General features: G+C 45.4%; 16 protein-coding genes. 5 read left to right on the top strand and 11 right to left on the bottom strand.

What is annotated here, in order from left to right:
* Positions 1 to 76: 76 nt before the first annotated feature.
* Positions 77 to 7,084, bottom strand: a complete 7,008-nt coding sequence (locus ACWYVB_RS02925) for a VCBS domain-containing protein (protein WP_457527889.1) — start codon at positions 7,082 to 7,084, stop codon at positions 77 to 79.
* A 368-nt stretch (positions 7,085 to 7,452) separates the two neighbouring features.
* Between ACWYVB_RS02925 and ACWYVB_RS02920 the strand changes: the two genes are divergently transcribed.
* From ACWYVB_RS02920 to ACWYVB_RS02910, 3 genes are all read left to right on the top strand, one after another.
* Entirely contained in the window at positions 7,453 to 8,766 is a 1,314-nt protein-coding gene (locus ACWYVB_RS02920) for a TolC family outer membrane protein (protein ID WP_048625183.1), read from the top strand.
* A gap of 5 nt (positions 8,767 to 8,771) precedes the next feature.
* The gene (locus tag ACWYVB_RS02915) at positions 8,772 to 9,389 is read left to right on the top strand and encodes an OmpA family protein (RefSeq protein WP_395218360.1); all 618 of its coding nucleotides are present in this window, start codon (positions 8,772 to 8,774) and stop codon (positions 9,387 to 9,389) included.
* Between the two features lie 329 nt (positions 9,390 to 9,718).
* Positions 9,719 to 11,374, top strand: coding sequence for an ABC transporter substrate-binding protein (locus ACWYVB_RS02910; protein ID WP_395218359.1), 1,656 nt, complete (start codon positions 9,719 to 9,721; stop codon positions 11,372 to 11,374).
* 74 nt (positions 11,375 to 11,448) lie between these two features.
* On the opposite strand, the gene ACWYVB_RS02905 is transcribed toward ACWYVB_RS02910, so the two are convergent.
* The 5 genes from ACWYVB_RS02905 to artP form a co-directional block, all read right to left on the bottom strand.
* The gene (locus ACWYVB_RS02905; protein WP_457527886.1) at positions 11,449 to 12,021 is read right to left on the bottom strand and encodes a protocatechuate 3,4-dioxygenase; all 573 of its coding nucleotides are present in this window, start codon (positions 12,019 to 12,021) and stop codon (positions 11,449 to 11,451) included.
* 138 nt (positions 12,022 to 12,159) lie between these two features.
* Complete coding sequence (gene artM, locus ACWYVB_RS02900) at positions 12,160 to 12,828, bottom strand: arginine ABC transporter permease ArtM (RefSeq protein ID WP_457527884.1); 669 nt, start codon at positions 12,826 to 12,828, stop codon at positions 12,160 to 12,162.
* Entirely contained in the window at positions 12,825 to 13,514 is a 690-nt protein-coding gene (gene artQ / locus ACWYVB_RS02895; RefSeq protein WP_005388570.1) for an arginine ABC transporter permease ArtQ, read from the bottom strand. Before artQ ends, artM begins: the two co-directional genes overlap by 4 nt.
* Position 13,515: 1 nt before the next feature.
* On the bottom strand, positions 13,516 to 14,259 hold the full coding sequence (locus ACWYVB_RS02890; protein WP_457527882.1) for an arginine ABC transporter substrate-binding protein: 744 nt from the start codon (positions 14,257 to 14,259) through the stop codon (positions 13,516 to 13,518).
* A gap of 88 nt (positions 14,260 to 14,347) precedes the next feature.
* On the bottom strand, positions 14,348 to 15,076 hold the full coding sequence (artP, locus tag ACWYVB_RS02885) for an arginine ABC transporter ATP-binding protein ArtP (RefSeq protein ID WP_341480770.1): 729 nt from the start codon (positions 15,074 to 15,076) through the stop codon (positions 14,348 to 14,350).
* A gap of 427 nt (positions 15,077 to 15,503) precedes the next feature.
* On the opposite strand from artP, the gene ACWYVB_RS02880 reads away from it, so the two are divergent.
* Both ACWYVB_RS02880 and ACWYVB_RS02875 read left to right on the top strand, forming a co-directional pair.
* Positions 15,504 to 17,738, top strand: a complete 2,235-nt coding sequence (locus ACWYVB_RS02880) for a hypothetical protein (RefSeq protein WP_457527880.1) — start codon at positions 15,504 to 15,506, stop codon at positions 17,736 to 17,738.
* Between the two features lie 141 nt (positions 17,739 to 17,879).
* Positions 17,880 to 18,875 (top strand): ABC transporter substrate-binding protein, encoded by a 996-nt coding sequence (locus ACWYVB_RS02875; RefSeq protein ID WP_109169058.1) that lies wholly within the window; start codon positions 17,880 to 17,882, stop codon positions 18,873 to 18,875.
* Positions 18,876 to 18,957: 82 nt separating this feature from the next.
* On the opposite strand, the gene ACWYVB_RS02870 is transcribed toward ACWYVB_RS02875, so the two are convergent.
* The 5 genes from ACWYVB_RS02870 to ACWYVB_RS02850 all read right to left on the bottom strand — a co-directional run bounded on the left by ACWYVB_RS02870 (position 18,958) and on the right by ACWYVB_RS02850 (position 24,739).
* Positions 18,958 to 19,335, bottom strand: a complete 378-nt coding sequence (locus ACWYVB_RS02870; protein ID WP_318086861.1) for a nuclear transport factor 2 family protein — start codon at positions 19,333 to 19,335, stop codon at positions 18,958 to 18,960.
* A 136-nt stretch (positions 19,336 to 19,471) separates the two neighbouring features.
* Positions 19,472 to 20,203 (bottom strand): DUF3726 domain-containing protein, encoded by a 732-nt coding sequence (locus tag ACWYVB_RS02865; protein WP_047009283.1) that lies wholly within the window; start codon positions 20,201 to 20,203, stop codon positions 19,472 to 19,474.
* A complete protein-coding gene (locus ACWYVB_RS02860; protein WP_457527877.1) occupies positions 20,200 to 21,936 on the bottom strand; it encodes a hypothetical protein in 1,737 nt (578 codons plus the stop codon). The genes ACWYVB_RS02865 and ACWYVB_RS02860 overlap by 4 nt, the downstream gene beginning before the upstream one ends.
* Positions 21,937 to 22,037: 101 nt before the next feature.
* A complete protein-coding gene (locus tag ACWYVB_RS02855; protein ID WP_005390956.1) occupies positions 22,038 to 23,639 on the bottom strand; it encodes a BCCT family transporter in 1,602 nt (533 codons plus the stop codon).
* Between the two features lie 110 nt (positions 23,640 to 23,749).
* Entirely contained in the window at positions 23,750 to 24,739 is a 990-nt protein-coding gene (locus tag ACWYVB_RS02850; RefSeq protein ID WP_150918022.1) for a membrane dipeptidase, read from the bottom strand.
* Positions 24,740 to 24,757 lie beyond the last annotated feature (18 nt).

The following is a 24,757-nucleotide window of genomic DNA, read 5'->3' as shown; positions in this document are numbered from 1 at the left end:
GCGGCAGAAATAAAAAATAGCACCTGATGATTCAATCAGGTGCTATTTACTAAAATAACTTTATCTTCAGGTAATATTAATCCACGCTAAAAACTTGGTGATGGAACAGCTGATCAACGATTTCATGAGATGTCGCTGACGACCCTAGCTCCAATCCTGATAAATCAAAGTTCTCTAATGCCACGGACATTGTGTTGCTGTCTTCTCCAGTAATCGTCAAATTCAGAGTATCTTGGGCACTATCGTAGTCTGCGCTTACGTGTTCCAACAAGTTATCCATATCCGTTGTTTCGTCACCGACAAACTCAAGAATGTCACTCAAATCCAACTTGTCTTCATCCAGCCTAAAGTCTTTAATCACATCTCTTGATGACGTCATGTCCAGTGATTCTTGAGTAAAGGTGAAGGTGTCAAGACCCTCTCCACCTGTTAAGATGTCACTGCCTAGACCTCCCGTCAGGATATCGTTTCCAAGCCCACCAACCAGAATGTCATCGCCTGCGCCACCACTCAACGTATCTTCACCTGCTTGTCCTAGCAAAATATCAATGCTTTCGCCACCAGTGATACTATTCGCAAACTCATCTCCCACCGACGCATGGCGCTCAGTTTGGGCAATATCGGTACCAGAATCGTTTAATGTAAGTGTAAAGACGTTTTCACTTATGCCACCTTTACCATCAGACACTTTAAACAAGAAATGCAAATCCGCCTGCTGGTCCCCCTGTAGAGTAAGTTCATCGCTTTGAGTAAAGCTATAACTGCCATTGGATGACACTTCCAAAGTACCGAACGCTGTCTGGATATGAAGTTGACCATCTACGTCACTGGTTGAAGAAACTAACGGCTGATTTACGCTTACACCGTGCAGATCTGCGCCCAACAGAGTGAAATCGCCTTCTGCCAAAGAAACGGTCATGCTATCACCATCAGCGTCCTGGCTTCCCGCCAGTAACTCACCGGCAATTGGATCGGGAGAGAACTGGTTTAGGTACTGCCCCAAGTCTTCACCTGAGTCGATAAACACCACTTTGTCGCTAAGCTCATCTAGAGCCTCTGCTGCTTTGACATTATCAGAGAGAGCAATACCAATCCCATATACCTTGGCGTCATGAGTCTGTTTGTAATCCTCCCAGCGCTCGTCTAGATCAGGAGAAGTAACAGCGCCCTCGCTAGGGTTGGGTTCGCCATCTGAGATAAAGAATATGGTGTCCTTACTCTCTGACGGTTTTTCTGGACCGAAATAGTCCCAACCATCCTGCCAAGGGTAAACGGCATTACTTGCCTCACCAGGCTCCATTACAGCCTCTAAAGCTTTATCGTAATCCGTATTGGTACCGTATTCTACGTCACACCAGTTGCGCACATATTCTGAAACTTCATTTTGGAAACTTAAATCGTTTGAATCACGGCCATTCATCTCTGGTGGGCGTGTCATCAACTCAACTTCACTCAAGGTCAGCCAGCTATGTGTGGATGTATCACCGTCGAAACGTACCAGGCGGATATAGGTATTTGATTCTCCTCCATCGGCAATCATGTTTTCAACCATGGAATGTAACGCTGCTGCTGCTTTGTAAGCTCTCGATTCAGTTTTCGGTGCGGTTGCATCACGACCCACGGTATTCTCACCGTCAAAGGTACGGGTCATGCTGTTCGAGTGGTCGAACACTACCGTCACTTTATTGATCGGTAAGTCTTCCATCTGAGCAAAGCCCTGAACTGGAGATGAGGTTGGGGCATGGTTCTCAGTGACATTCAGGATAACCTGAGTTGTATCGGTATCCACACCATCGCTTGCAGACACTTCCAACTGATACGTTTGCTGAGTCGAGTGATCCAGTTTTACACCATCTTTCAGCCAAATCTCACCGCTATTCGAGTCAACACGGAATAGATCAGCATCACCACCACTCAATTCATACTTTATGGTGTCACTGCCATCCGGATCAAACGCTTCCACCTGGCCGACTAATACCCCAACTTCTTGCTCAGCGACGTCAAAGCTTGCTGTATCTTCTGTTGGCATACCGTTGGCATCGGTGCCATGGGTTTGGTCTGTATCACCGACACTGATGAATTCTGGTGCGCGATCTCGGATATCAATGGTAACTTCGCTATTTGTAGTATCACCGTCAGCATCGATAACCGTAACGTCAAGCTTCTCTTGTTGATGACCTACAACATTGCTCGCTTGATAGTCGTAGTGACCATTTTCAAAGTTAATGGTCAGCTTGCCGTGGTTGGTATCAATTTGCGCCAGAGAATGGTCCGATATTTTCGTGCCATCGCTGTTAGTGACATCACCGTTTACTTTGTTGTAGTAATATATCTCGCCATCGATAGTGATGTGATCTACCCACTGAGCATCACCGCCATTGTCATCCAGAAGGTTGCCTTGCAACTGGCCTGAGACCGTTTTACTAAGCAAATCCCCAATCTGAGAATCATCTACAACGACAATAGCACTGCCTTTATCTGTCGCGATCGACTCCAGATGTTCCAGAGACGCTCCATTACCAATACCAACAGACCAGATATTTTCAACATCCTGACCGCTACTGCTGATGCTATTTTCCATCGCATTTTGCAGAATGATGCCCTCTTCTTCAGAAGTAGGCTGAACCCGACCATTCACTATGTCCTGATAACGCTGTTCACTTTCAAAATCATCTGATGTTGACCACTTAATCAAGTTTTCACGGGTTTGAATTTCTCCCACGTTCGTTTGATTTGTCCAATAGGTAAAATCGGAAGGTCGACCATCTGAGATAAAGTAAAGCTGGGTATCGGTATTACTAAGCAATGCATCATCTTCTGGATCACTAAGTATTTCATTTATTTGGTCAACGGCCTGGTTATATGGCGTCGATGCATATGGATGTATACCAGAGATAAAGGAATCAATGGCCTCGGCAGAATCTAGCCACTCAGAAATCTGGCCAGATGGTTGTCCGCTGTAAGTTGCAATTCTAAAACTTACTGGACCCAAATCTTGGTATTGCTCAAACATTGACTTAATAGAGTCTTGAGCAAGTTGCCAGCGAGTAACATATTGTCCGTCTGCATCTGTTACCCAGTCGAGCATTGATTCTGACGCATCAAGTGCAATCACAACACTATTACTTTGTGAATCAACATCATTTATTTCGTAGTGAGCTGAAGACGATGACGGTAATGAATCCGTCACATTCAGATGCAAGGTGGCACTCTCAGACTGACCTCCGGCATCCACCTCGACGCTAGCGCGGATATCCAGCATGTCCGCCCCCTGCTCCGCATGATCAAGAGGCATATGTTGATCAACTGTGAAATGACCCGTTTTGCTATCTATGTTGGCTTGAACCACTTTGATGCGGTCGGCACCTGTTCCAGTATAACCAGTTAGAGTGCTCTGATCTGCACTCACTTCAAACACAACCTCTTTACCATCACTGGTGAAACCACCTAGGTTTTGATCGGCGTTGAAGTGATATTCAGCCTCCGTTGCAGACCCGAGGTTTGCGATAAAGTTGCCTTCAGCATGTACGCCAGTATCCGTGCCAACTTGAGATTCATCCAATGCTGCGTGTGCATCACTGAGCGACATAGGCTCACCCATCACACTAACGGTAACTTTTGCTTTATCAGTCAGACCGTCGTCATCACGGATGGTGTATTCGAAGGTATAATCTTTCACTTCACCCGTTTTCAGGGTTTGTTGATCAGCTGGCAGTGACTCTAGGTGCTTGGCCGCATCAAAGACCAATTTACCATCTTGCAGACTAAGGAAGCTTTCTGATGGATAGTCGATAATAGTCAGAGCGTCACCATCCGGGTCGCTGTCATTCGCTAGAACATCCAGCTCTAAAGTGCCTGAGCCGTTGGTCTGGTAAGCTTCATCAAAGGTCGTCAGGTCCGCTGATACCTGAGTAATAAAGTACTCTGAGCCTTTAGGATCAATGACACCGTCTTTATAGCTGGTAGTAGACATTTCAATACTATCGAAGAAACGCCCATCTGCATTGATGTTGACTACTTGATTACCACCACGGGTACCTTCAAACACACCTGTCGCAACCAAGTCACCTTTGTAGTAAGCCTTCCAAACACCGCGCTCAATACCAGGCTCCCAGCTACCGTTCGAAGTGTCTGTCCATAGGTTTTTCACTTCAACTTCAGCATGATCGGCAACCTGACCATTAGCGAAGGAGAAGCGCATTGCTTCACTTTGTCCAGTTGCATCATCATATCGAATCTGACCATCTTGAACCCGGTCAGAGCCGCTGTCTAGCGCAGAACTAACGCCATATTTGTGGTCGCCGTCACCAACATAATCAGCTTTCGATGCATCAGAAACCTTGTTTCCAGATCGAGTATCAATCACATAGTAATCGACTGTGATATCAGTGCTATCATCCCAGTTGCTCTGGTCAAGTGTCTTGGTTGTTTTTTCAATGCCCTTATCATCTTCAGCAATAGGGGCTTCATTAATATCGCGAACCAACACTTCGACCTGAGCGGTGTCTTTACCGCCAAACTGGTCACGAGCTTCCACTTCTAGCTGGTAGTTATCGATAGATTCATGGTCCAGATTTGCACTATTTTTGACACTGATCTCACCAGTAAGACTGTTGATTTCAAACAGTTCGCTATGACCGTTTAAGTGATACGTAATCTGACTGTCCTGATCGACATCGAATGCATTTACTTTTCCAATTACACCCGATTGACTGTTTTCATCAACGCTAAACTGGTAACTATCGATGTCGGTTTTACCTTGGGCATCCAGACCAAAGTTGTCATTACTCCCACTAACAAATTCAGGAACATCATTAGTGCCCGTAATATCAATCACGATGTTTTGTTGGGTGCCATCGGTTGCCGTCAGGGTGATGGTGTCTTGCACCTGGTCACCCTCGTCCAGCTGTTGAACCTGGCTTTGGTCCAGCGTATACGTCCACTTCCCGTCCACCAATGCTAGCTCACCATAGGTGCCCGTAACGGTAGTGTTTGCGAAAATCGGATCGTCGCCATTATCAACATCAGAAATAGTAATGGTACCTGTTGCGGTCGCGACATCACCGAGATTGCCTTCAGTCACCTTACCGGTGAACGTGCCCGTCACGACTGGCGCGTCTTCGGTGCCCGTAATATCAATCACGATGTTTTGTTGGGTGCCATCGGTTGCCGTCAGGGTGATGGTGTCTTGCACCTGATCACCCTCGTCCAGCTGTTGAACCTGGCTTTGGTCCAGCGTATACGTCCACTTCCCATCCACCAATACTAGCTCACCGTAGGTGCCCGTAACGGTAGTGTTGCTGAACACTGGCTCATCGCCATTATCAACATCATAGATAGTAATGGTACCTGCTGCGGTCACAACATCACCGAGATTGCCTTCGGTCACCGACCCCGTGAACGTACCGTCAACAATAGGCGTGTCTTCGGTGCCCGTAATATCAATCACGATCTTTTGTTGGGTGCCATCGGTCGCCGTCAGGGTGATGGTGTCTTGCACCTGCTCACCCTCGTCCAGCTGTTGAGCCTGGCTTTGATCCAGCGTATACGTCCACTTTCCATCCACCAATACCAGCTCACCGTAAGTGCCCGTAGCCGTAGTGTTGCTGAACACTGGCTCATCGCCATTATCAACATCAGAGATAGTAATGGTACCTGTTGCGGTCGCGACATCACCGAGATTGCCTTCGGTCACCGACCCCGTAAACGTGCCCGTCACGACTGGCGTGTCTTCGGTGCCCGTAATATCAATCACAATCTTTTGTTGGGTGCCATCGGTTGCCGTGAGAGTGATGATGTCTTGCACCTGATCACCCTCGTCCAACTGCTGAACCTGGCTTTGGTCCAGCGTATACGTCCACTTCCCATCCACCAATGCTAGCTCACCATAGGTGCCCGTAACGGTAGTGTTTGCGAAAATCGGATCGTCGCCATTATCAACATCAGTAATAACAATGGAGCCTGTTGCGGTCGCGACATCACCGAGATTACCTTCGGTCACCTTGCCGGTGAACGTGCCCGTCACGACTGGTGCGTCTTCGGTGCCCGTAATATCAATCACGATGTTTTGTTGGGTGCCATCGGTTGCCGTCAGGGTGATGGTGTCTTGTACCTGCTCACCCTCGTCCAACTGCTGAACCTGGCTTTGATCCAGCGTATACGTCCACTTTCCATCCACCAACACCAACTCACCATAGGTGCCCGTAACGGTGGTGTTTGCAAAAATCGGATCGTCGCCGTTATCAACATCAGAGATAGTAATGGTACCTGCTGCGGTCACAACATCACCGAGATTGCCTCCGGTCACCTTGCCCGTGAATGTGCCCGTCACAACGGGCGCGTCTTCGGTGCCCGTAATAGAGATCACAACTTCATGCTCAGTGCCATCTACAGATAAAACGGTAATACTTCTGATGACTGGGTCACTGTCATGATCCAAAGCCTGCACTTCTTCGTGCTCATTATTCAGCTGATAATTCCAGTTACCGAAAGCATCAATTGAGAAGACGCCCCAATAACTATCTTGAACCTCACTCTGTGATTGGAATAACGCTTCACCTGTATTTGGATCAGTAACACTGAGGTTGCCAGAAGTTCCAAGCGTCACGTCTTCTTGAACGGCACCTCTATCTTCACCATCAATCAACGCTTCAGTTTCACCAAGCTCTGAGGTTGTGAATCGAGAAATATTAAATAGCGTTGTACTTTGCTCTGTCGTCACGCCGGCGGTTTCAAAAAAAGTACTTGCTAGTACTTCTGCCCCCGTTCGTTCAACAGTACCAGAGGCCGTCAAACTTGAACCCGTAACTTCACCAGCTTCAGTAGCATATTCATCACCTAGTTCACTCGGGTCTTGTCCTTTTTCGATGGCCTCTAATATTTTCGCAAGCTTGTCGGTAGAATCAGTTTGAGCTTCACCTTCTGTGTCAGCAATATATACATGCTGAGGTTGGATCTTCCCCTCTACTAATTCAACGACCACTTCTCCCGGTAACAAGTTTTCTTTAGACGCAAAAGCTTTAATTTGACCATCTAGGCCGATTACAACATAGGTTTGTGCGGTTAATTTTGATGGTCCAACCAAGAGCTTATACCTCATTTAGTAAATACAAAAATCTCAAAGTCCATAAAACTAAGAAAGTAATAAGACTTATTTTCAAGAAGCGATATACACAATTGGACGTAAGCTAGCATCAATTAACCCATCTAAAACACGCAATTATCCTATCAATAATTTTCATGTTTTAAATTTGTTTTATTTTGCACCGTAAAAACATATGTTATGCGACCTATTTTTAATATTTTTTAAACTTGTCATTAAATTTTCATTGAAATAGCAGCTTACATTCCAAAAAAGCAAGCAAAGGGAAACGTTTGCCTTGGGTAACATTAGTAATCTTTAATATTTATTTTTGAAAAATAACTGGCGTTAAATTATTTGGGGAGATTTTAGTGAAGCTAAGTAATATTAGTATCGCGTGTTTTGGTTTGCTAATACCACTGGTTTCTAGCGCACAAACTTTAGAACAAGCAATAGCGACAACATTTGCAACGAACCCTGATATCAAAAGTGCGTTTAACGAGTATATGAGTAGTCGTTATATTATCGATAAATCACGTGGAGCATATAAACCTAGTCTCGATATTGACGCGGGTATCGGTTACGAGAGCATTCACCCTTCCGACTCTACTGGTAAGAGTGATACCGAGATGACCCGCAAAGATATGGCAATTACTCTTACCCAGTTGATCTGGGATGGTTCAAAAACCCTATATGACATTGATCGTACCTCTGCAGATGCAGAGTCTGTGCGTTATCAGTTACTTGCAGATGCCCAAAATGTTGCGTTAGAAGTCATCAAAGCTTATTTGGATGTAGTAAAAACACAAAAGCTGACTGCGCTTTCCACTAGCAACCTAAACACACATAAGCGAATTTATACTGATATTAAAAAGCGTACAGAGTCAGGAATTGGCTCAGTTGCCGACCTTAACCAGGTTAAAGCTCGTTTAGCAAAAGCTCAAAGTAATGTTTTAGCTGCACAAAATAACCATAAAGACGCTCAAACAGCATTCTTTCGCTTAGTTGGTGAAGCACCAACTAACCTTATTTTTCCGCACGCAGACCAGAACTTTATCCCCAATTCTCTAGACGAGGCCCAATCGCAGGCTTTTGACAATCATCCTGTCATAAAAATAGCACTCGCAGATGTCGATTCTGCCAGGTTCCAATATAAACAAGCAGATGCAAACTATTTCCCAGTCATCTCATTTGAAGCGAAACAAAGCTGGAACGATGATGTAGGAGGAGTAAATGGTCTCAACTCTGAAACACAAGCAATGCTCCGTGTCCGATACAACCTTTACAACGGTGGCCGAGACTCTGCAAACAGTGACAGTATGGCCTACCAACTCAATAAAGCGAAAGACCTCAGAGAGCGAGCATACCGAAGTGTGGAGCAAGAGCTCCGCCTTTCTTGGAGCGCTCTTGAGCTGACTAAACAACAAAAGTCTTTTTTAATACAACACGTTGATTCCATGTCAAACACCGTTATTGCATACCAAAAACAATATCGTATTGGAAAGCGCACCCTACTTGATCTGCTGAACACTGAAAACGAGTTGTTTGAATCACGCAAAAACTACTTAGAAACACAATTTGCGCAGCAATACGCACAATATCGGACCCTGACTTCAACCGGGCAGCTTTTAGACGCATTGCGCGTCGACATACCGGAAGAGTGGACTCAATCGGTGGAGTACTAAATACAATGAAAAAGAATCTTCTAATCACTCTGGCTTTAGTCATAATGAGTCATCATAGTGCATACGCACAAGATGAGCTGACGTACATTCCTATACCAAAGGCGAATCAGATTGCTGACCTAAACGACTTGGACAAAGATGGTGTGATAAACGCTCGTGATCTTTGCGCAGGCACTCCAATAGGGGCAGAAGTGGACAATGATGGTTGTGAAACCTATTTGCATAAAGAAGAGCAATACCAACTTAAGATTTTGTTTGATAATGACTCTGCTCTTATTAACCAAATTTTTAAAAACAAGATAGATGAGTTGGCTGCATTTCTTAAAAAGTATCCAACCACTTCTATAGAGATACAAGGATACGCAAGTAAGGTAGGACGTGCAGAATACAATTTAAACCTATCTCGCCATCGTGCAGAGAATGTACGCAATCTATTGATAGAAAAAGGAATCCCGGGTGACCGCCTAGCAATTATTGCTTTTGGCGACACACAGTTAGCAGAGCCGGGTATGGATCGTGTCAGCCACGCATTAAACCGCCGCGTTACTGCCACTGTTGTCGGCCAGCAAGGAATGGTTAAAGATGAGTGGACGATATTCACTACCTTCCCAGAAGTAAAATAAACTTATACCCCTGCTTATTTGCATAGATGAGTGGGGGTATTTTCATGTCATTACGCCTAACTAATTAGACACAACTAATAAAACAAACACTAACATTAATCATAACTCACTAATATTATGGCAAAAATTAAAAAGTGAGCCTTTACTCTATATTAGTAGTAATATATTAGAGTCAAAATGAAAACCACCAATACTTTTAAATGGGAAGAAGATAAGCCAATCAATAACACTGAGGGGTTTAAGCAATCACCTTTCTTCACCACAATATGAAATCAATTTATTATATAGCTTTAATAAATCAATCATCTATTGAGGAAACATAATAAAACATGACAGAAACATGTCTTCGTAGATTGAGCCAGTTATTAAAACATTACAAACACTCTCAAACGTATCAGGTAAACCTCGACGATTTAGAACTGGTTTTTTCAACTTCTAGACGCAACATATCTAATATACTGAGAATACTTGACAGCTACAATTGGATCCACTGGGAGCCAGGTCGTGGCCGTGGGAAAGCCAGCACACTAAAAGTGACGGTAACAATACATCAAGCCCTCTACTTTACGATTCGTAATGAAATCAACAATGGTAGCTTTGACGTCATCTCGAGGTTACTTGAGCATTACCGTAGCACTGCTGTAAGCGCACTTAGCCAAGCACTCGCAGAAGTTTCAGAAGAAAACAAAGATTCAAATACACTCATCGTCAGCCAGTATCCTTGGGTAGATGAGCTAACCCCTTCACTGACTTATCGCTTTTCAGAACTGCAGGTAATACGCAGCTTGTATGACACCCTATTTACCGTTGATCACTACGGTCAATTAAAAAATCACCTCGCTTGTGAGTACAAAGATGAAGGCAGTTGTATATATATTTGGCTCCGCCCTGATATCTACTGTCACGATGGGCTAACATTACAAGCAGAAGATGTCGTACACTCTTTAAATAAGCTCATTACAACCGATGGCCCCGTCCAAAAATTACTTCAGCAAGTCACTCGTATCAGCTTCGATAATGCCAAACAAGCTATTCGTATTGACTTAAAGCAGCCCAATAACTTATTTATTTACTGCTTAGCAACCGCAAATGCGTCTATCACTACTCGACGTCAGAAGATCTTTAAAGGTCGCAGTATCACAATAGGTACTGGCCCGTTTGTACTTAGGCATTGGGATACCGACAAAATAGTACTGAAGAAACATCATAACTATTTCGCAAAAAAGGCATTATTGGAGCAAATAACGCTCTCTCATCAAGGGACTGAGCTGGATCAATACATCAGTTATAATCAGGAAACTGACGATACCGAATGTTATATGATTCAGGCATTTTCTTTTCTAGCACGTAATCGTCGCGCCGAGTGCTCACTAAGCGAGCAAACTTGGCAGCGCCTATTTTCTTTTATTGAGAGTCGTAGATTTGAATTTGCCAAAGCGAATGGCTTGGAAACGATGCACATTCTCGACGATAGCTCTCACAACGAGAATGTTCCTCAGCTTGAGGGAACGTTGGTCATAACCCATCCAAAGTGGACGATTGATTATTTAAGTAAAGCGAACCAATGGATCGTAGATTTAATCCGTCAAACTGGGTTGCATGTAGAATTTGTGGAGCTAACTGACGCTAGTAATCCTCAACTTGTAAAAGAACAAGCCGACTTGCTCTTTGTCGAAGATGTCATTGAGCCACCTTTAACCTATGGAATTTATGAGTGGCTATTAACAGGTACAGGTATTCGATTTGCTCTTCACTCTGATGAATTTGAACAGCATGTTAATCACGTACACGATGCAGTCTCAGATCCCACGCCTGAAAAACGTTTGGAGGGAATACTCTCGGAGCTCAGAGCTGATACAACAATCTTACCATTGTTCTGGGGGCAAGAAAAAATCACCAGAGCGAAAGGTGTAAGCGGTGTTCAACTCCGTAAATCTGGGTACAGTGATTTCTACAAACTAAGAGTCAGAGCCGGACAAGACTAATCTGTTAGAAGCTTCTGTTTGCTAATTACTTTGGTAATCTACGATGTGAGTTTTCAAAATAACGCTTAATCGTACTAAGCGAGCACAAAATTGAACTCACCGACCACACTACCATCAATGTTGACAGGCTCAAACTGCAAATAATCACGGGCTTTTCCGCCCCACCACTCGTTACCAGTTCGCCCTTTCAAATAAAGCTGAGTCGTTAACAGCTCTTTCTCTCCACGCCACAATTTTACGTGGATGTGGGGAGGTCGAGAGCTATATGGAACCGGAAATAACGTTTGAAAAAGGTAATTCCCATCTTCGCCAGTTAAAACTGCACCAAAGCCTGCAAAGTGAGGATCAAACTTATTATTGTTAGGTTGATTCGGGTGATCATAGATGCCTTGTCCATCACATTGCCATATTTCTATTTTCATTTCAGACAATGGGTTTCCTGCTGTATCCATTACCTTACCCTGAAGAAAAATGGGCTCACCAATAAGACCTTTCGACTGCAAAATCAAATTTTGACGAAGTGGCACTGGAACCACGGGATAAAATGGCCCTTCCGTTTGAGGCGGTGTCGGCTTCATTGGGCTAGCGGATTTTAGCGAAGGCGCAAATATTAGCGACCATAAAGCTAAGAAGTGTCGACGTTCCATATCATCACCAGTGATTGTTTACCTTACTTAAGTTTGGTGATTCTTGATGATTTTTCCAGCGTAGCAGTACACTACAACAAACATGCCTCTGTTCAGGACAACGCTGAACAGAGGCATTTACAAATTAGCTACTAATAATTAAACGGCTTCAAAGGCTAGTGCTTTCTTCTCTACCTGACGGAAGATAAGAGTGAGCAAACCATTTACGGTTAAATAAAATGCGCCTGCAATACCAAATACCGTCAACGTATCGTAAGTTTGTGCGTTAATGCGCTGCGCGTAACCCATCAGATCCATGATCGTAATCGTGCTTGCTAGTGACGTCCCTTTGAAGACTAAAATCACTTCGTTCGAATAAGCCGGAACGGCACGACGAATAGCGTATGGCAGCAGCACTTTTAGCGTTGCGGTTTTGTTCATCCCTAGAGCACGACACGCTTGCCATTGACCAGAAGGAATCGCGTTAAACGCTCCTTTGAACAACTGAGTGCTGTATGCAGCGGTATTCAGTGCTAACGCTAACATCGCACAGAACCAAGGTTGGCTTAACCATGTCCAAAAAACACTTTCTCTCACTACATCAAACTGACCCGGACCGTAGTAAACCAAGAAGATCTGTACCAACAAAGGCGTACCAGTAAACAAGGTGATGATGCCACGGCTTACCCAATGCAAACCCGGAGTACGTAGGATCAGAGTCAGCGTCATCATCAGAGCTAGGATACAGCCCACAACCAAGGAAGCGGCGGTTAATTGAAGGCTAGTACCTAAGCCATCCAGCATTTGCCAAACGTGTTGTTCGTTCATGCGGTAGCCTCCTGTCCCATACTCATGCCTTGAATTGAGAACTTCTTATCAATCAGTTTTACGGCACGTTGCGTAATCAAAGTAATGCCTAAGTAAATCGCCGCAGCAGTTGCGTACCATGTAAAGGCTTCATGAGTTGCTGCCGACGTTAGCTGCGCTTGTTTCAACAAATCTGTTACGCCGATCAGTGATACAAGTGCGGTATCTTTCAACAGAACCAACCATTGGTTAGTTAAGCCTGGTAGTGCGTGTCTTACTGCCTGTGGCAAAACAATGCGAACGAAAGCGTGTGCTTGACTGATGCCGAGTGCACTTGCTGCTTCTCTTTGCCCTCTTCCAACGGCTTTCAATGCGCCTCGTAGAGTTTGAGAAGCATAAGAAGCGAAGATCAACGACAACGCCACTACACCAGACAAGAACGGGCTAACTTCAATAAAGTCGCCGGTGATTAAAAACAGAACCTGCGTCGAACCAAAATAGATAAACAACACGACAAGGATTTCTGGCAAGCCACGTACAATCGTCACAAATGCCGTCATTGGCCATTTAACGAAAACGCGGCGAGACATTTCACCACTGGCGAATACCACTGCCAGAATCAAACCGACTAAAAGGCTTGTGAAGGCTAGCTGGACAGTCATCCAACTAGCTTGAACAAGCGATAAAGAGTAACCCGTTAGTGCCATATTACTTACCGAAGTACTTGTTGTAGATTACGTCGTATTCGCCGTTCGCTTTCACTGTTTTCAGTGCCGTGTTCAGCTTGTTCACTAACTCGTCGTTACCCTTATTTACCGCGATACCGAAACCGTTACCGAAGTATTTAGGGTTAGTGACGTGTTCACCCACGTACGCTAGGTTGTCTTCTTTCTTGAACCATTCCGCTACGACAGCTGTGTCACCGAATACAGAATCAATACGGCCATTTTTCATATCGATGAACGCGTCTTGGTAGCTTGAGTAAGGAACCGCGGTTACGCCCGGCATTTGCTCAATCAGGTAGCTTTGGTGTGTTGAACCGTTTTGAACACCAACACGCTTACCTTCTAAACCTTTTTGGTCAGCCACTTTATCATTAATAGATACAAATGCAGCTGAGTTATCGTAGTAAGGTGCAGAGAAATTAACTTGCTCTAAACGCGCTTCGGTAATGTCCATTGCAGAAATAGCAGCATCGTAACGCTTGAATTTTAATGCAGGGATCAGGCTGTCAAAAGATTGGTTATGGAAGGTACATTTGGCTTCCATTTCTTTACATAGTGCGTTCGCCAGATCCACGTCAAAACCTTGAATTTGGTTGTTTTCATCCATGTACTCGAATGGGGCGTAAGTCGCTTCCATCGCGAATTTAATCTCTTCTTGTGCTGCTGCGTTTGCTGCCATGGTTGCAGAAGAAAGGCCGATTAGTGAAGCTAGTAGAATCTTTTTCATTGCAATACTCCGTGTGTACTTAGTGGGCTGACACTCGCAATGACAGCCGAGCTTATCTGTTAAATAGACTGAACTTTAAAAACGTAGTTTAGTGATTTAGGTAATCAGCAAACTGAGTGGTTTGCGGGTTAACAAACGCGTCATGCGTGCCATGCTCCACAATATGTCCTCTCTCGAGGTACAAAACGTGACTAGCAATCTTTTTAGCAAAATCGACTTCGTGAGTAACAACGACTTGAGTAATGCCGGTTTCGCTTAAATCATTAATGATTTTGACCACTTGGTTCGTGATCTCAGGGTCAAGCGCTGCGGTAGGCTCATCAAAAAGCAAGACTTCTGGTTTCATCATCAGTGCTCGAGCAATCGCCACACGTTGCTGTTGACCACCAGAAAGTTGCATCGGCCATGCATCTGCTTTGTCTGCCAAATGCAGCGTTGCGAGAATTTGCATTGCCTGCTTCTTCGCTTCTTCTTTATCCATGCCAGAGACTTTTACCGGAGCCTCAATCAGGTTCTCCATCACTGTCATGTGTGGCCATAGGTTGTACTGTTGGAACACCATACCCACTTTACGACGAAGCGCTAAACCTTGCTTCTCTTTGATTTCAGTTGAAAAGTCGAATGCGTCATCAGCGATGTTTAACTGGCCGTTATCCGCCCCTTCAAGAAGGTTAAGAACACGCAGTAGAGAGCTCTTACCTGCGCCACTTGGACCAAGTAACACCAGTGTTTCCCCGCTTTCACACTTAAAGCTGACATCGTGAAGCACTTGTGTCTCACCGTAGGATTTATTGATTCCGCTTACCTGAATAGTCATGCTGACATACCGCATTAATTGTCACTTGGTATTTATATTACTCAACTGGACTTTTTATGCAATAAAAATGTATAAAAATTTAATTTGTTAATTTTTTGTATGATCTGCAACCACCAAGACAGAGTATCTGACTGGTTTGAAGAGTTAGTTTTAACTGAATTTGTTGAAGAAAAATCCAACAACATGGTGACGACCGAAACAAGGTTAAAATGGTGGTTATTTTTGTGCTGACGTGTAGAGGAAGTTTTGAGTCTATGAGGATGATCTATTCCAAGTACACCCGCTCATTTTTGCACAGCATCCCCTGTTAGTTTTCCTGTAAAGTCCTCTATGGCAGGGTCCTGATTACGACTTCGCGAATGGACTATAATTTCTTTTTGTATCTGACTCTTAATTTGAGTCATCTAAGTATTAATGGGATAACTCCATGTTGAAGTCGCATTGTTTTTCTCTCGTTACACTCATTTCTTTGAGCTTGCTTTCTGTGCCCAACGTTTGGAGTAGAACAGCAATCGTGTTACCTGGGTTGCATGAACAGGGTATTGATCTTCAAGATAAGCCTATCTCTGCTGCCGCTGCACTTGAATGGGAGTTGGATAATGCCGATATCGTGTTTGGAGCTTACGAAAATAAGAGTGATAACGAGCGTGTAAAAGCGCTTGGTTACATGTACAACCAAAAGCTGGAACTTAACTCAGGTTGGCTGGAAAACGATATACGTAACCAAGCAGAACTGAATGGAGTTGACTACGAAGATTTCTTTCTCCACTTTTCTGAAGACACTATCATCGCAGAGGTTGACTCAAGCCATGGCGAGAATACTCTACTCAATCGAAAACCGATGATTGTTGGTTATACGGCTAGTGCTGACCACGCCGGTTTTTGGCTATATCAACCACCGCCATGGGATGCTGATGTATTCGGTCAGGCGAATAATGGTGGTGCCCTCTATGTTTATCACTCAGAGAAGTTCGACCGCTTAACCCTTACTTTCTCCCAGTTTGCTCAAGGCGGCAGCATCACTATTGAATACCCTTCTGCCATCGATTCGTTTGGTCTGGTAACAGAATGGAAAAGCTTCGCAATTAAAAAAGACAAGACTGAGAACATGACTAAAAACCAAACGGTAAACTGGTCTGTTCCTTCGGATTGGGTTCGCGCTACGACACACGATGGTAGCGGACAAACCTATGGTGGCGGTCAGTATTTTGGGTCCACTTTTTTACGCGACGGCGGCCGCCTTTACGTTGCGAAAATTACTTGGCATGACGACAACAAAGAAAACCGCCCACGCCTCGAAAACATTCAACTCAAAGATAGCTTCCCTGTCGTCAATGTCTCAGGAGCACCAACGGAGACACCTGAAGGTCAAACCATTCAGCGCTGGCGACAAATTCGAGGTTTTGACGAATCAGCTGATCGAAACCAAGATAATTATCTTTCTTGGCAAGAGTTCAAGAGCCGCTCAAATAAGAATGCAACGGCACGATTTCGTTGGGAGTCACGCGTTATTCCATTTGGTCGCATGTGGAATCAAACCTCTTCTTGGGCATTAACCAATCTCGGCAATCCCGTTTTTACCAATACAATGCGTCACTATTACCAAGCTGAATGGGCGAAACAAGGTTTAAATGGTGCGTACAACGACGACACGAATAAGTTACTCGGTGCAAGTCAGTTCTACATATATTCCGGAGGCACAGTGGATGAACTTGGTTTGGTGGCGGGAAGCCAAGCCGCTGACGATGCTTACAAAGCGCAATTCTCGGCGTTCTTGAATAAACTGGCAACGCTGGATGAAGATGCGTTAATTGGCCTCAACATAGGTACGGCAAACTTATTCGGTCGTAATGGGCAAAACCACTTGGTTAACGCTGGCTCCTTGTACTTGCGCGAGCACTACCTTTTCCCTGCTACCGGCTTTAGTGGCTATGCTGGCTTGGCTAAATTTTGGGATAACTCTGCACTCGCCAAAGCGGGCCAGAAAGTGATTTATCAAGCGACCACGCGTTATGGTCGCGTTCAATACTTTGGTAACACAGAAAACAATTGGAAACAGGACCAATACTCTGCACTAGCGGTGTTCTACTTAAACTATCACCCTGAGCGCAGTTACTTTAATCAGTGGAACAATGGCTACTTATATGGAAGTAATAACACAACAAGTGACAACTTCTGGAAGGCAGGCGTACCAAAGAATATTGCTTATCAACCTAGCACCTTGCTTGCCGTTGATTTGGGAGAGCCTGCCAATCAAATACCAGAGGGGTATCAGGCGACTCCGGTAATGATGTCCACCAGCACGCCCTATCCTGCCGATTACACTGTCATTGGAGATGCTTCTATGAGCAAAGTGGCTCATCCTGACTTGCCTAATGGCGCTATCGATTTGTTACCAACCCATACGTACTTTGCGTATCGCTCAGAAGATACGGTAGTGATGCATGGCCCTACAGAGATGGTGTTAGCTCGCGAATTTACTAAAGGCCGAGTGCTGTATCGGACTGATTTCTTTGGCAAGAATATCGATTATTTCTCCTCACCGAAGATAACTATCGCACTTACAGAACCTATGCGACCTGTAGATCAAGACGGTAACATCGGCGACTATGTTTCTCACATTGAGATCGGCGGCTACGAAGGGATGTTCTTGCTGTATTAACTCCCTATCAACCACTCTCACTAAACGCTTCATAAATCGCCGTTTTTATGCTTAACGTCACTGAAAAAACCTTGTTCACTGAATCTTTGTAAACCGATGTATATACTGAAGTAAATGACAACGACAAGGAAATTCAGTCACATGAAGACGACACCTTCAATGCTCTCTGTTCTGCTGCTATCAGCATTATCAACTCATGCAAATGCGGATGAATGTGGAAAAATAACCATCGCGGATATGAATTGGAATTCGGCCAGCTTAATGGCGCACATCGACCAATTTGTCTTAAATGAAGGCTACCAGTGCGATGCGGAATTGATCCCTGGTGATAGCGTTCCTACAGGCACCTCTATGATTGAAAAGGGGCAGCCTGACGTTGCGCCAGAGTTATGGACAAACGGTATTAAAGAAGCACTTGATAAAGGGATTGCGGATAAACGCTTGCGTATCGCTGGTGAATCGCTTGTCAATGGCGGTGAAGAAGGGTTTTGGGTTCCCGCCTATCTGGTAAAACAGTATCCAGAGCTCGCGACGATAGAAGGCGTCATCAAGCACGCCAAGCTGTTTGAACACCCTGAGGATGATGACAAGTTCGCCTTTTATAGCTGCCCTGCTGGTTGGACATGCCAAATCACCTCCGGTCACTTGTTTAATGCATTAGGGTTAAGTGAGCACGGCTTTGAGATGGTTGACCCAGGCTCTGGCGCTGCACTAGCTGGTACCATCGCCAAAGCCTATGATCGCAAAATGCCTTGGTTTGGTTACTACTGGTCACCAACACCCGTATTGGGCAAGTATGATATGGTCAAAGTGGATTTTGGTAGTGGAACGGATCTGGAAGAGTATCGCAACTGTACCACCCAGCCTGATTGTACTTCTCCCAAAGTAACAATGTACCCACCTTCTCCAGTTCGCACAGTAACAACTGAGGCGTTTGCGAGCAAAGAACCCCAAGCATTCGCGTACTTGCAGAAACGCGGATTTACCAACGAGCAAATGAGTGAAATGCTGGCCTGGATGGAAGATAACTACGCAGATGGTGAAGAAGCGATGTTTTACTTCTTTAATACCTACCCTGACTTATGGAAAGGTTGGGTATCTGAAGACGTAGCGATGAAGATCGAAAAAGCGCTTTGATGATTAATACTTAGAGTGCCACAAATCATTTAACCTCCCATACCGTTTGAATAAACGGCATGGGAGACTAATCGACGATTCGTTAATACATGGTGTGGCCATTCAATGTTTCTTTAGGAATCTCTTGCAGAGCGTCCCAATGTTCGACGATTTTCCCATTATGATCAAAACGAAAGAAATCCATCGTCACGTATTCAATATCATTAGGCCATGTTTGGTGAGTGTGTAGTGCCACCAGATTCCCTTCAGCAATAGCTCGCACAAACGTAATGTCTTTATTGGAATACTCATTTTGCATCCGCTCAAAATACTCGATAAAAGCCTCGGGGCCATTTCCAACTAATGGATTGTGCTGAATGTACTCATCGCCAACGTAGTCTTCAACCGCTTTTCTTGGATTACCTCGATAGGCGGTTTCGTAAAACGCAATGGCATTTCTTTTGTTCTCTTGCAGGTCCATTTTTCTTCCCTATGTCGCTCTACTTGGTATTTAACGATAATCATAGCCTAAGAAGTGACCGAACATCGCGCACAAAAAAGGCCGCTAAACCGCAGCCTTCATCACTTGAAACTTGGAATCACTGTCCCTTCAAAGCTTAAACCACACCACCAGCGCCCTGCATGGAACGCTCACTGTTCTCCACTAGCAACGCGGTTGCGGTTTGTTTCAGTGTTTCCCACTCTTGGTCTTCGACAAAAATACCATTTTGCCAAGAGGCTTGTTGCGTGTTGCTTAACTCATCGCCTTCAATGTGAATGGTGTATCCCTGTGCGCTTTTCTCGATATCGAAATCGTTCACAGAGAGTTCGATAACCATACTATGCAAATCCGTATCATGCCCATCAAACTGATCCGAGAAAAAGACTTCTGGCGCGATTCGTCCACGATTTAACACATAAAGCGTTCGTTTGGGACTAGAGCCATTGACCCATTGTGCACGGCACGCGATGCCTTTTGCAGAGAGCTTCAACAACTCACTAAAACCTAGCCAACGGTTATGACACTGTTTCAACGTGATAGTAATCGACTTACTGTTGATCATTTTCTCAAGTGCGAAATCCAACACGGCGGGTAAGTGGCACGCCACACTGCCATTGTGCAAATCCATTTCGATACTCGCTGACGTGTTGTTGGTCACCGATACGGCGCAGTCCGAATCTAACCCAAGAAACAGGCTGGCGTTATTAAAGTGACGCACCCCGTGCAAGCCAACCATTTGCAAGTCCGCCACCATGTTCGCAATGACATCCGCCTCACCACAGTGACGGCGCATGCCAAGAAATGCCTTATTAACCGCGGCCACCAATTCGTTGTGAGAGACGATCATAATGCAAATCCTCCGTTGATTTTTTGATTGTCACTTTGCGCAATTTCGTCACGCGGCGGCATGCTAGGGAAAATCCATGTGTCTGCCAGTTTAGGGTCGTGAATTTCATCTAACAGCGGCGCACCTTGGAAGAAAGTTACTCGAACCCAACGATCCGAGCGCGGATCAAACTTAGTCGCACCAAAGATCGCCAACTTACAGCGCAATAAGTGCATTGGCAGTGCATCTTGGCGCAGCACGTTCATTTGAATATCACCCATTGCTCGGTTACCTAACGTCCATACACGACGTGTGATCGAACGATAAGTCGGGTTCTGCAACAAAAACTCCGCTACGGACATTTCTTCATCACAACCAAGCAAGGCGTGGTACAAGCGATTCACTTGTCTGCCGATATCAAGCGGCAGCTCTTTTTCTTCTCCTGCCTCTTCCCCACGAACACCAAGCCTTGGCTCTTCTTTGTCTTGTGAGCGATACCAGAACCAGTAGTTGTTCTCGGCTAGTGAGTAATCCGCATTAATCGCCCAGCGGTATTTGCTTTGCAGCACCTCAAGTAAGTCATGGATCTTTTTCCCGCCCGGAATCGATAACGTTTCATCCGTATTCATTTGGCTGGCAAATTCGTCCACCAAAGATGGGTAGAGTTCGATCAAGCAAGAAGTGAGGATTTCTTGGGCTTCCACACTCATTGTTTTCTTATGCTCGACCAAACTCGCCCAGTTCGGATGTGATGCCATTAACGTTGTTAGCTCCGATAGCAGTTGTTTGATGTCTGCTATCGCTTGATAATTGAGCCTGTCTTGATGTTCATTGATGGTGATGACTTGCTCTAAATGACGCTGTGCTTTTTGAAGCAATCCTTGCAAAGGAGCATGGAACGACGCTTCACACGGCATGGCAAATACTCGCGCTACCGCACGTTCGCGAGAGGTCATCCATTGGTCAACAATACACGGGTGATTAATCAAGTATGGAGCCATGCCTAAGCCAGTCGCATTGCCGACACCAAGGTAGCGCTGCAAGCCACGATGCAAAGCCACCGCGTTGTCGCGACCTTGCTGAAGTGCTAGGTAGTGCACCCAATCCAAGCTGAATTCACGCAACATATATACTGCACACATTTGCGCACTAAAAGACTGGCTGAAATCTGGGTTATTCTCTAACAGTTTGAAATCGGCGATACCAAACTTTCCGTTACCATAAACAGCTGTGGTACGCAGGATATAACCCACTTCCGCCAGCTCTTTTGGCTCGGGCTGCTTGCCTTGAGAAAGAGCGCTAACAATGTGTTCAAACACGCGCACGCTTTTGTTTGCGCGAGCCAGAACAAGTACGTTGTTTGGATTACGTCCCGCTTCTTGCAGCGGTACATTTGCTCGCAATCTTTCTAACAAAGTAACATCAACATCGCCTTGAACCAGTGCGAATGTGACGTCCCACTTTTCAGCAATGACGCGGTCATTACGCTCGTCATCAGCAATTTCATCACAGAACACCACCAAATGATAAACGTGCTCTAGCGTGGTCAATTTGTAAATAACGTGACCATAACCACGCGGACAAAGTTGCCACTCATGCTTGGTTACTTGCCAATTTTGGCTTGCCATATTACGAATCAGACTACGAACAAAGCTGATTCGGTTTTGGTGCATTGCGCCAAGCCTTTCGGCTGCCATGACAATCGCTGCGTCGCGCATAGTTGCTTCCGTATAAGTAGAACGATGTGCATCCATTTTGCTCACCACCTATTTGTTATTGTAAGAATACTAGGGTTTGTGCGGATGCAGGAGGAAAACACCCGCACAAGCTCCACGTTGTTTGAATTAGATAATTGTTATAGCCCTTGCTCTTTCGCCATTTTGATTGCGATTTGCGGTGCATTCCAAAGTGACGGCAACAGAATCAGCGAAACCGGAACCGCGGTAATCACAATGAAAGATTGCAGTGCAGAGATGCCGCCAGAGCCAAGCGAAATCAGGATCAGAGCTGTCACACCCATCATTACGCCCCAGAAGGTACGGATGATCGCATTCGGCTCCGTTTCACCACTGATCACGACACTGATTGTGTAGGTCATTGAGTCGCCCGTCGTGACGATGAAGATCGTGGTTAAAATCAGAAATAGAATTGAAGTCAGCATTGGCATTGGTAGTTGCTGAGTCACCGCAAGCAAAGCACCTGGCAAGTTAAAGCCTTCAAACGCCGCACTCACACTACCCGGTTCAGCAATTTCAAACGCTAGGCCAGAGCCGCCTACAATCGTGAACCAAAAACAGGTGGTGAGCGGAGCCACAATGCTGATGGTGGAAATAACTTGGCGGATAGTGCGACCTCGGGAAATACGCGCAATAAAGATCGCCATCATCGGACCGTAACCAAGGAACCAGCCCCAGAAAAATACTGTCCACCAGCTTAGCCAACCTTCGTCACCGCGATAGGTCGCCATTGGGATAAAGTTATCCAGCATGCTCCCTACACCTTGAATGTATCCGTTAAAGATAAAATTCGTAGGGCCAAAAAACAGGATGTAAACCATCAATGCCATTGCCAGAATCACGTTGTAACGACTAAGCAGTTGCATGCCTCGACTCAATCCACTGAGCGCTGACAAGGTGTAAAGCGCAATCGCAAACAAAATGATAATAAGCTGAGTGGTAAAGCCATCAGGAATATCAAACAATGCATTTAACGCGTAGCTAACCTGCAAGCCCAGAAACCCAATTGGACCAATGGTGCCCGCGGCTACCGCGATAATGCAGCATGCGTCAATCAATGCACCAAGCTGGCCTTTAAGCGCTCGTTCGCCCAACACTGGATAAAGCAAAATACGGGGTTTTAGTGGCAAACCTTTGTCGTAATGCAGGTGCATCACCACGATGGAAGTTAAGCTACCTACAATCGCCCAAGCCAGAAAGCCCCAGTGCATAAAGGATTGCGACAACGCATTCACCGCACCTTGCTGCGGGTTATCTTGCGCGCCGTATAAAGGGGGTGGGCTAACATAGTGTGCTATAGGCTCAGCCGCGGCCCAGAAAACACCGCCACCAGCCAATAAGGTACAGAAAATAATCGCCATCCAGCGGAAAGAATCCATTTCTGGTTTAGCAATCCCGCCCAACATCACCTTGCCTGTTCGCCCTGCAGCCAAGCCAAGACCAATAAGAAAAGTGAGAAGCAGCAGTAACTGCCAGTAAGGACCAAACACCTGCACAGCCCAGCCAAAGCCGGCGTTAACGATCGTAGATAATAGCTCGCCGTCATAAAGTGCAATAGCAACGAACAACGCGATAAAACCACCGCTATACCAAAAAGCCGGGTTATTCAGTCCCAATTTGTCCGTCGTGTTTTCTGTTGTTGATGTGTTGTGTGTTGCTTTTGACTTGCCCGATGACACGCTCATCGTGGAAGCTTTCATGCTATTGGTTAAATCAGACATACTCTGACTCCAGAGGTTCTTTGCAGCTGCCAAAGACTGGCTACAAAATGTGAGTTTTACGCCTGCCGTATTGTTGTTATGTTGGCAGGCGGTTCCTAATTTTGGGAATGCTATGAAATAGGCTCTAATCCTTCTTTAAGGAAGTTGAACCAGTTTTCACCCAATATTTTTCCTGCCTCAGATTCACTGAATCCGTGACGCATCAATCCGTTGTAGATGTTCTCCATCCCTGCACTGCCGCAGAACCATGGCAGCGCATCTGGCCATCCCGAGTTACTTGCCGAACCTTCGCCGTAATCCATCGCTTTTGACCAACGACCGTTGCGCATCCACTCCAACACTTGTTGCGGCTGATTTAGGCACAAATCGCTACCGATACCTAAATGGTCAACGCCAAACATGTCTGCGGTTTTCGCAACCATCTGGCAGAAATCATCCAGCGTGCACTGGCTGCCATTTGGCAAATGGAATGGATATAAACTGAATCCAATTAAACCACCGCGCTCCGTCAGCGCTTTGATCACGGTGTTGGACTTGTTACGCAGTGCGTCATGCGCAAATGTCGGGTTAGCATGGCTGATACAAATTGGACGCGAAGAAAGATCAATAGCTTCCAACGTTGAGCGCTCTGCGCTGTGGGACATATCAATGATCATCCCGACTCGGTTCATCTCTTCAATCGCTTGCTTACCAAAGCGAGTTACGCCAGAGTCGGTTTGTTCGTAACAACCTGTCGCTAGTAAGCTTTGGTTGTTGTAGGTCAGTTGCATGATCAGCAGACCTTGGCGGCGCATCACTTCAATCAGGCCAATTTCATCATCAATCGGTGAGCAATTCTGCGCGCCGAAGAAGATGCCGACTTTGCCTTCTGCTTTGGCTTTTTCTACATCTGCCATTGAATAAATAGGCATGATGAGGTCCGCATTTTGCTCGAAGCGCAAGTTCCACTCAGCAAAACGCGTTAAGGTTTCGCGCGCAGTTTCGTGGTAGACGATGGTGGCATGAACGGCAGTAATGCCACTCGCCTTAAGCGTTTGGAAATACTCTCGATCCCAATTGCAGTACTGCAATCCGTCAATCACAATCCGTTGTTGGTACATAACCACTCCTTAAACAAT

Source organism: Vibrio sp. JZG10, from assembly GCF_054064075.1.
This window is presented reverse-complemented; position numbering and strand designations above follow the sequence as displayed.